This window comes from Mycobacterium sp. (genome assembly GCF_035506235.1).
Classification (GTDB): Bacteria; Actinomycetota; Actinomycetes; order Mycobacteriales; family Mycobacteriaceae; genus Mycobacterium.
This window is the reverse complement of sequence record NZ_DATJPU010000087.1, coordinates 25,488-33,881: the sequence shown is the minus strand read 5'-3', so window position 1 is coordinate 33,881 and position 8,394 is coordinate 25,488. Positions and strand designations below refer to the sequence as shown.

At 68.0% G+C, this 8,394-nt stretch carries 8 protein-coding genes; 1 reads left to right on the top strand and 7 read right to left on the bottom strand.

Annotated elements, in window-relative coordinates:
- The 7 genes from VMD50_RS08110 to VMD50_RS08080 all read right to left on the bottom strand — a co-directional run.
- A partial coding sequence (locus tag VMD50_RS08110) for an ABC transporter domain-containing protein (RefSeq protein ID WP_475446977.1) occupies window positions 1-843 on the bottom strand: 843 nt, incomplete at its 3' end.
- Window positions 830-2,443: a thiol reductant ABC exporter subunit CydD gene (gene cydD / locus VMD50_RS08105; protein WP_325426612.1), complete on the bottom strand. Its 1,614-nt coding sequence runs from the start codon at window positions 2,441-2,443 to the stop codon at window positions 830-832. The genes VMD50_RS08110 and cydD, both read right to left, overlap by 14 nt.
- Window positions 2,444-2,505: 62 nt before the next feature.
- Complete coding sequence (gene cydB / locus VMD50_RS08100) at window positions 2,506-3,555, bottom strand: cytochrome d ubiquinol oxidase subunit II (RefSeq protein WP_325426608.1); 1,050 nt, start codon at window positions 3,553-3,555, stop codon at window positions 2,506-2,508.
- 11 nt (window positions 3,556-3,566) lie between these two features.
- Window positions 3,567-5,033: a cytochrome ubiquinol oxidase subunit I gene (locus VMD50_RS08095; RefSeq protein ID WP_325426606.1), complete on the bottom strand. Its 1,467-nt coding sequence runs from the start codon at window positions 5,031-5,033 to the stop codon at window positions 3,567-3,569.
- A 90-nt stretch (window positions 5,034-5,123) separates the two neighbouring features.
- Window positions 5,124-5,720 carry an HdeD family acid-resistance protein gene (locus VMD50_RS08090; protein WP_325426604.1) on the bottom strand — a complete coding sequence of 199 codons (597 nt, stop codon included), beginning with the start codon at window positions 5,718-5,720 and terminating at the stop codon, window positions 5,124-5,126.
- Window positions 5,721-5,749: 29 nt separating this feature from the next.
- The gene (locus VMD50_RS08085) at window positions 5,750-7,078 is read right to left on the bottom strand and encodes an adenylate/guanylate cyclase domain-containing protein (protein ID WP_325426602.1); all 1,329 of its coding nucleotides are present in this window, start codon (window positions 7,076-7,078) and stop codon (window positions 5,750-5,752) included.
- Window positions 7,079-7,173: 95 nt separating this feature from the next.
- Entirely contained in the window at window positions 7,174-7,671 is a 498-nt protein-coding gene (locus tag VMD50_RS08080) for a DUF488 domain-containing protein (RefSeq protein WP_325426600.1), read from the bottom strand.
- 180 nt (window positions 7,672-7,851) lie between these two features.
- Here VMD50_RS08080 and VMD50_RS08075 point away from each other — a divergent pair, with 180 nt between their 5' ends.
- Window positions 7,852-8,241, top strand: a complete 390-nt coding sequence (locus VMD50_RS08075) for a hypothetical protein (RefSeq protein WP_325426598.1) — start codon at window positions 7,852-7,854, stop codon at window positions 8,239-8,241.
- The last annotated feature ends 153 nt before the right edge of the window (window positions 8,242-8,394 follow it).

Genomic DNA, 8,394 nt, shown 5'->3' with positions numbered 1-8,394 from the left:
CATCAGCACGGCCAGGGTGGTGGGCGCGACGGCGTGCGCCAACCCGATCCCGGCCACCACCGCGCCCAGCACGCTGGCCCCGATCGCCGCGGTGGGCATCGCCTCGGCGATGGCGGCCGGTCTGGCGGCGGCGTCCAGGGCGTCGGCCCAGGCGCGCTGGCGGCGCCGAGAGTCGGCGATGACGTCGGGTAGGGCACCGGCGACGCGCAGCTCCGGCGCGTGCTCGAGGGCGATCATCGCCGACGTGTCGCGATCGGAATGGTATTGGCGGGCAACCTCTTCCTGCGTGGCGGCGGCCCTGCCGGCGAGCCGGGGGGCGACGAAGCCCGCGAGGAGCAGGCAGATCGCCAGCACCGCCGCGGCCGGCGGCGAAATGGCCGCGACGACCGCGGTGGCCGCCAGCCCGAGCACCGCCGCGACGGCGATCGGCACCACGGCGCGCACCAGGACGTTGGCCAACTCGTCGACGTCGGCGCCCACCCGTGCCACCAGCTCACCGCTGTGCAGCCGGAGGGCGGACGCCGCGGGCCCGCGGGCGAGCCGGTGATAGATCTGCGCCCGCGCAGTGCCCGCCGCGCGCAGCGCGGAGTCGTGGGTGGCCAGCCGCTCGCAGTAGTGCAGCACGCCGCGCGAGATCGCGAACGTGCGCACCGCGACTACGGCGACGGACAGGTCCAGCACGGGTGGCATCTGCCACGCCCGCGTGATCAGCCACGCCGAAACACCCGCGAGGCCCAGCGCACTGCCCAGCGACAGCACGCCCAGCGCCACGGCCGCCAGGATCCGCGGCACCCGCGGGCGCAGCAGGCCCGCGGCTGCCAGGAGGGGATCAGACCGCGGCATGGCCCACCCCGGCCTCGGCGGCCACCCCGACCACCCGGTCACCGATCGCGACGACGGGCTCGCGGTGGCCGACGACGACCACCGTCGCGCCGGCGCGTGCCCGCTCGACGACGGCCCGCAGCACCCGCTGCTCGGTGCGCGCGTCCAAGTGCGCGGTGGGCTCGTCGAGGAGCAGCACCGGGGCCGCCGATCCGAGCGCTCGCGCGAGGCCGAGGCGCTGCCGCTGTCCCAGCGACAGCCCGACGCCGCCGCGCCCGAGCCTGGTGTCCATCCCGTCGGGCAGCTCGTCCAGCACGGCGTCGAAACCTGATGCGGCACAGGCCCTCTCGAGGTCGCCAACGGGACCCAGCAGGACCAGGTTGTCGCGCACGGTGCCCGGGACCAGCACCGGGCGCTGCGGCAGCCAGGACAGCTGGCGCCACCACGCGGTGGGGTCCAGGCCGGTGACGTCGGCCCCGGCCACGGTGACCCGGCCCGAGGACGGCACGGTGATCCCGGCGATGGCCTGCAGTGTGGTGCTCTTGCCGGCGCCGTTGGGTCCGGTCAGCACCGTGACCCGGCCGGGCTCGATCACCGCGCTGAGATCGCGCGGTGCGTGGCCGTCGCGGCCCGCCACGCCGAGGTTTTCCAGGCGGATCTCGCTGCCGCGCGCGTCCACGCTCCGGCTGCGCGTCGTCGGGCCGGCCGGCTCGCCGATGAGGGCGAACGCCTTGTCGGCGGCGGTCCTGCCGTCCTGGGCGGCATGGAATTCCACCCCGATCCGGCGCAGCGGCCAATAGACGTCCGGCGCCAGCAGCAGCACCGTCAGCCCGGTGGTCAGGGTCATCTCGCCGAATACCAGGCGCAGGCCGATTCCCACCGCGATCAGCGCCACGCCGAGCGTGGCCACCAATTCGAGCACCAGCGCCGACAGGAAGGCGATCCGCAGCGTCGCCATCGCCGAGCGCCGATGGGCCGCAGCGAGTTCGGCGATCCGGGCTTCGGGACCCCGGCCGCGTCCCAGCGCCCGCAGCGTCGGGATGCCGGCGATCAGGTCCAGCAGCCGGGCCTGCAGGGTCGTCATGGCCTCCAGCGCCGCCGCCGAGCGGTCGGCCGTCGCCAGCCCGATCAACACCATGAAGACCGGTATCAGCGGCAGCGTGATCGCCACGATCACCGTCGATCTCAGGTCGTAGGCCGCGATCACGGCGACCGTCGCCGGGGTCAGGATCGCGGCGAGCAGGAGGGTGGGCAGGTACCCGGTGAAGTAGGGGCGTAACCCGTCCAGGCCACGGGTCACCACCACGGCGGCGGCGTCGCGCTGAGCGGCGAGCTCTCGTGGCTGGCGCCCGGTCACCGCCGACAGCACCCGGGCGTTGAGGTCGGCGATGACCGCGCTGGCGCCCCGCTGACCCAGGCGGGCCTGCAACCACTGCGTCACCGTGCGAACAACCCACAGCGCCAACAGGGTTGACAACGGGGCCAGCCAGCTGCGCAGGCCGCGCGCCGGGGGATCCCCGACGACGCGCGCGACGGTGCCCGCCAGCACGATCGCCGAGCCGATCGCACAGCCCGAGATCACGACACCGCAGCCCACGACGGCCAGCAGATAACGCCGCAACGCGGCCGACGCCCGCCACAGCCGCGGGTCGAGGGGTGCCCGCGACGTAGAGGTGGATGCGCTCAGGACGGACGCCTCGCGAGCCCGCTCGACGGCGGTATCCGGTCGGACGAGATCCGTTGCCGGAAGACCCAATACGTCCACGCCTGGTAGACGACCGTCAGCGGCGCCATGATCGCGGTCACCCACGTCATGATCTTGAGCGTGTACGGGGTCGACGACGCGTTGTAGATCGTCACGTTCCATTGGCTGTTCAGCGTCGAGGGCACCAGGTTCGGATACAGCGAGCCGAACAGCAGGACGACAACGGACGCGACCACCAGGGCTGTGCTGGCAAACGCCCACCCGTCCGAGACGCGCCGCCACACCAACAGCACGGCGGCCAGTTGCGCGACGACGGCGACGCCGAGCACCAGCCAGGTCCAGGCCTTGCCATGCGCCAGCTGCGTCCAAAGCCCGAACGCCGCAACCAGCACGGTCACCGGGAGCGACAGCCACACCGCGAATCGGTGGGCGTCATCGCGGGTCGTGCCCGAGGTTTTCAAGGCGACGAACACCGCGCCGTAGAACAAGAACAGCCCCGCGGTGGCCAGCCCGCCCAGCAGGGTGTACGCGTTGAGCACGTCGGTGATCGACGGGTCGACGTGGCCGGCGGCATCCACCGGGAGCCCGCGCACCAGGACGGCGAACGCCACGCCCCACAGCACGGCGGGCAGCCACGATCCGGCGGCGATCCCGAAGTCGGCCCAGGCGCGCCACTTCGTGTCGTCGACCTTGCCCCGCCATTCGATCGACACGGCGCGCAGGATCATGCCGAAAAGGATTGCCAGCAGCGGGAGATACAGCGCGGAGAATACCGTGGCATACCAGCCGGGAAACGCGGCGAACATCGCCGCGCCGGCGGTGATCAGCCAGACTTCGTTGCCGTCCCACACCGGGCCGATGGTGTTGAGGACGGTGCGCCGCTGCAGTTCCGGGTCACCGCTGCCCGAACGACTTAGGCGGGCCAGCGGCTCCATCAACATGCCGACGCCGAAGTCGAAACCCTCCAGGATGAAGAAACCGAGGAACAGCATCCCGATGATGCCGAACCACAACTGTTGCAATGCCACCGGTCAGCTCCTTAGTACGCGAACGAAAGCGGTGCCACCTCGTCCTCGCTGGGTGCGCGAGGCGGCGCCGGTTCCGCGTCGTGTTCCTGCGGCCCCTCGACGATGTAGCGCTTGAGCAGCCAGAACCAGATGACCGCCAGCACCGCGTAGACGAGGGTGAAGGTCACCAGGGAGGTGACGACCATGCCGGGGGCGTGGTTGGAAACGGCTTCGCGAACGGTGAACCGGACCTGCTGGTCCCCGGTCGGGTTCGGGACGACAATCCATGGCTGGCGGCCCATTTCGGTGAACACCCACCCGGAGATGTTGGCCAGAAACGGCGTCGGAATGGTGAGCAGCGCCAGCCAGGAGAACCAGCGCTGGCCGGGTGCCCGCCCACCGCGGGTGAACCACAGCGTCGCCAGCGCGAACAACACCGGAATGGCGAGGAACCCGATCATCGCGCGGAACGACCAGTAGGTGACGAACAGATTGGGCCGGTAGTCGTTCGGCCCGAACCGGTGCTCGAAGTCCTGCTGGATATTGCGCACACCCTGCAGGGTGACGCCGCTGGTGCGGCCTTCGGCCAGGAACGGCAACACGTAGGGCACCTCGATCACGCGGGTGACGCTGTCGCAGTTGTTGTGCGTGCCGACGGTCAGGATCGAGAAGTCCGGGTCGGTTTCGGTGTTGCACAACGATTCCGCCGACGCCATCTTCATCGGTTGCTGAACGAACATCAGCTTGCCCTGGCGGTCGCCGGTGAAGAACAGGGCGACCGCGGCGAGCAGCACCACCCAACAGCCCAGGATGGCTGCGGGGCGAAACACGGTGCGGGCATCCGATTCCGGGATGGCGGACGCGGGATTGCGCGAACGGACCAGCCACCACGCGCTGACGGCCGCGACGAACGTCCCGGCCGTCAGCAACGCCCCCGTCACGGTGTGCGAAAACGCGGCCAGCGCAGTGTTATTGCTGAGCAGGGCGCCGATGCTGTTCAACTCGGCACGTCGGGTCGCCGGATTGTAGTGCGCGCCGACCGGGTGCTGCATGAACGAGTTCGCCACGATGATGAAGAACGCGGACACGTTCACACCGATCGCCACGATCCAGATGCACGCCAGGTGCACCAAGCGCGGCAGCCTGCTCCAGCCGAAAATCCACAGTCCGACGAAGGTGGATTCGAAAAAGAAGGCGAACAGGCCTTCCATCGCCAGCGGCGCGCCGAAGATGTCGCCGACGAACCGGGAGTATTCGCTCCAGTTCATCCCGAATTGAAATTCCTGAACGATTCCCGTCGCCACGCCGATGGCGAAGTTGATCAGGAACAACTTGCCGAAGAACTTGGTGAGGCGATACCAGGCGGTGTTGCCGGTGGCCACCCAGACCGTCTGCATGACGGCGAGCAGGGGAGCCAAACCGATGGTGAGCGGCACGAAAATGAAGTGGTAGACGGTGGTGATACCGAACTGCCACCGCGAAATGTCGACGACGTTCATGTGTCATCCCCCAACTGCGGAGCTGATTCAACAGCTACGACGAAGTGTAGTAAAAGGGTTGCGGTCGGCGCTATAGGCAATGTGGCCGCCTCAACCGACGAGCGTCTTGGACGCCTTGCGGATGCGGAACGACGACACGATCTCGAAGACGCCGATCACCACGAACCAGACGCCGACCACTACCGCCAGGGTGACGATCGATGCGAACGGCGACGCCAGGACGACGATGCCGGCGAGCAGGCTGATCACGCCGATGAAAATCGACCAGCCGCGCCCCGGCAGCGCCGGATCGCTGATCGCCGAGACCGTCGTGGCGACGCCGCGGAAAATGAACCCTATGCCAATCCAGATGGCCAGCAACAAGACTGCGTATCCCTGGCCGAAATGACGAAACGCCAAGACCGCCAAGATGAGTGACGCCGCACCGCTGATGAACAACAGGATCCGGCTGCCCGCCGAAACGTGCAGGCTGAACGCGAAAACCACCTGCGCGACTCCGATGATCAGCAGATAAACGCCGAACGCGATGGCGGCGGCCAGGATGGAAATTTCCGGCCACGCGAGGATCACGGCGCCAACGATCAGTGACAGAAATCCCGACGCAAGCGTCGATTTCCACAAGTGCGGCAACAAGCTTGGAACCGGCGCGGTTCCAGGAGTGGTTTGCATGGCCGCAGTCTGACACACACGGCCGTGCCGGGGAAGGGACTTTCGGCTCAGACGCGCGCCGTGCGCGGTACCTCGGAACGCAGGTCGGTGGCCTCTTCGGTTGCCTTGCGGCCGATGAGATACCAGGTGCGCATGGGGCCTTTGCCCTTGACGTCGATGCGGCCGCGCTCCTGCAGCACGAACTCGTCTTTGAGGTGCACGTACATCGCCTCGGGCACCTGGATCCGTCCCACCGAGTCGGTGGCTTCCATCCGGGAGGCGACGTTGACCGCGTCCCCCCAGACGTCGTAGAAGAACCGGCGCGAACCCACCACGCCGGCGACGACGGGCCCGCACGCCATGCCCAACCGCAGCCGCACCGGCTCGCCGTGCGGATCTGTCTGTGCCGCAGCGGCATTGGCCATGTCGAGCGCGAGATCCGCAAGCGCCTGGGCATGGTCGGGCCGCGGGCGCGGGACGCCGCTGACCACCATGTACGAGTCGCCGCTCACCTTGATCTTCTCCAGCCCGTGCTTGTCCACGAGTGCGTCGAAAGCGCCGTACAAGCGGTCGAGGAAGCGCACCAGATCGGCGGGCGGCGTGTTGCTGGCACGCTCGGTGAAGTTGACCATGTCGGCGAACAGCACGGAGGCGTCGTCGTATTTGTCGGCGATGACGCCGCGGCCCGGCTCCTTGAGCCGCTCGACGATGCTGGCGGGCAACATGTTTTCCAGCAACGTCTCCGAGCGCTCGTACTGGGCCTCCATGACGGCTTCGGCGCGCGCGGTGTCACGCAGTGCGTACCACATCGTCACGACCACCATCACGACGGCGGACACGGTCGTGACGACGAAGCCCATCGACGTAGCCCAGGCCGGCTGAACCCCCGTGTCGCGCGGAATGAGGAATTCCACCGCGATGGTCAGGCCGGCGGCCACCGCCGCCAGGGCCGCCGCCAACAGGATGTGTTCGATCCCCAGCAGCAGGACCACCAGGCACGCGGCTACCAGAAAGAAGAACTGACCGCCCGAACCGGTGCCCACCGCCAGGCAGCTGGCGACGATCGAGACGTAGGCCGCGCAGATGAACGTGACCGGCGCGACCAATTCCCCGAAGCGCCGCAGCCACGGAATGATCGAGAAGACGGCGGCGGCGCAGATGTTGATCGAGTTGATCCGCCAGGAGAACGACCCCGTGGCAGCCTGCACGCACACGAAGGTCGCGAGGATCATCACGGCCAGCCCGGCGGCGATGTTAAGAACCCGGCCCCGGCGCGCGGCGCTGGCGGCGTAGTGCTGATTGCGGTCGCGCGTCTGCGCCCGCACCGCGGCCACGCAGTTCGGGCGATTCGACGAGCCGTCATTCCGGGGTGGGGCCCCGCACTTCTTGGCCACCACGATCAAAGCGTAACCGTTGACCTCGCTATGTGTCGGGTGCCCAATCAAATGGTTGCGACTGGCGGCGCCCGGCTGCGCCGCGCTTGCGACCGCAACTAATCAATGTCGCGGGTCAGCCAGTCCGACGGGTGGTGCGGCGCCAGCGAGCCGTTGGGCATGATGTGCCGCACCGGATGGCCGTCTCGGGTGGCCAGGTCGGCGATCATCCGCCGGTGACACCGCCACCAGGTCGGTTCCCCGCACATCACGACGACGTTGCCGGCCTCGGCGTCGTCCAGCAGCCGCCGGTATGCCGCCTGGAAGCCGGGTGTGCGGGTATGGGCCGCGTAGTTGGCGAACGACGGGTTTTCCCACCACTGGTCTCGAGGCACTGGGTCGGTCGGCGGCTTGCGCCGCCCACCGAGATCAGGTTCGTGCCGGTACGCGATTCCCGCGGCGCCGAGCCACTCCGGCATCGCTTCCTTCGACACGTCGGGGTTGCGCCGCGAGCCGGGGAAACTGCGCACGTCCACGAGGAGCGGGATGTCGTGCCGGCGCAGCGCGGCGGTGAGCTCGTCGGCGGTTTTCGCGCCGTGGCCGATGGTGTACAGCATTGACTGGGACTGCCCTCGGTGGGATTTGAACACACACGCTACGGGTTTTGGGTCCGTCGATCGGGCCGCTCTGCTCTCCTCGGGCTGGCCCGTTTCCATCGGCTAAAGGTTTCTGGCGCTGCACGATAAGGGCGTCCTCCCTCGCGGCATGCATACTCGAGTAGCGGTTACCCTCGTCCAATGCAGGGCAAGAAAACTGCTATTGCTGGAGCGGCGATAGTTCTCGCAGGTTGCGGCGGGTCAAGCCAGACTGCAGCGACGGTGACGTCCACACTGGAAATCACTAAAACAGTGTCGGTGACCGTTCCGCCGCCACCATCCGTCCCCAAGACGATCATGGAAACCGATGGCACGTATCGAGTCGGCACCGACATCGTGCCGGGCACTTATCGTTCGGCCGGTCCTAGCCCCGAAGGAGATTCCGATTGTTATTGGGCGAGGCTGAACAGTCTCAATTCAACCCACATCATCGATAGCAACATCAGCACTGGTGCTCAGGTAGTGATGATCCAGCCGAGTGACAGGGCGTTCTTGACGCATAGCTGCCAGACCTGGCAGAAGGCTGACTGACCAACACGTCGAAGTCCGGAACTCGGGCGCATAAGTCCGGGCACCTCCCACGATGCGATGTGCATCGGCGACTGGATCAGTCCGTCCGCGCGGAAACATGATCCACATCGACGTCTGGTAGTGCCGCGGCCCGACAGGGCTGTTGGAATTCGC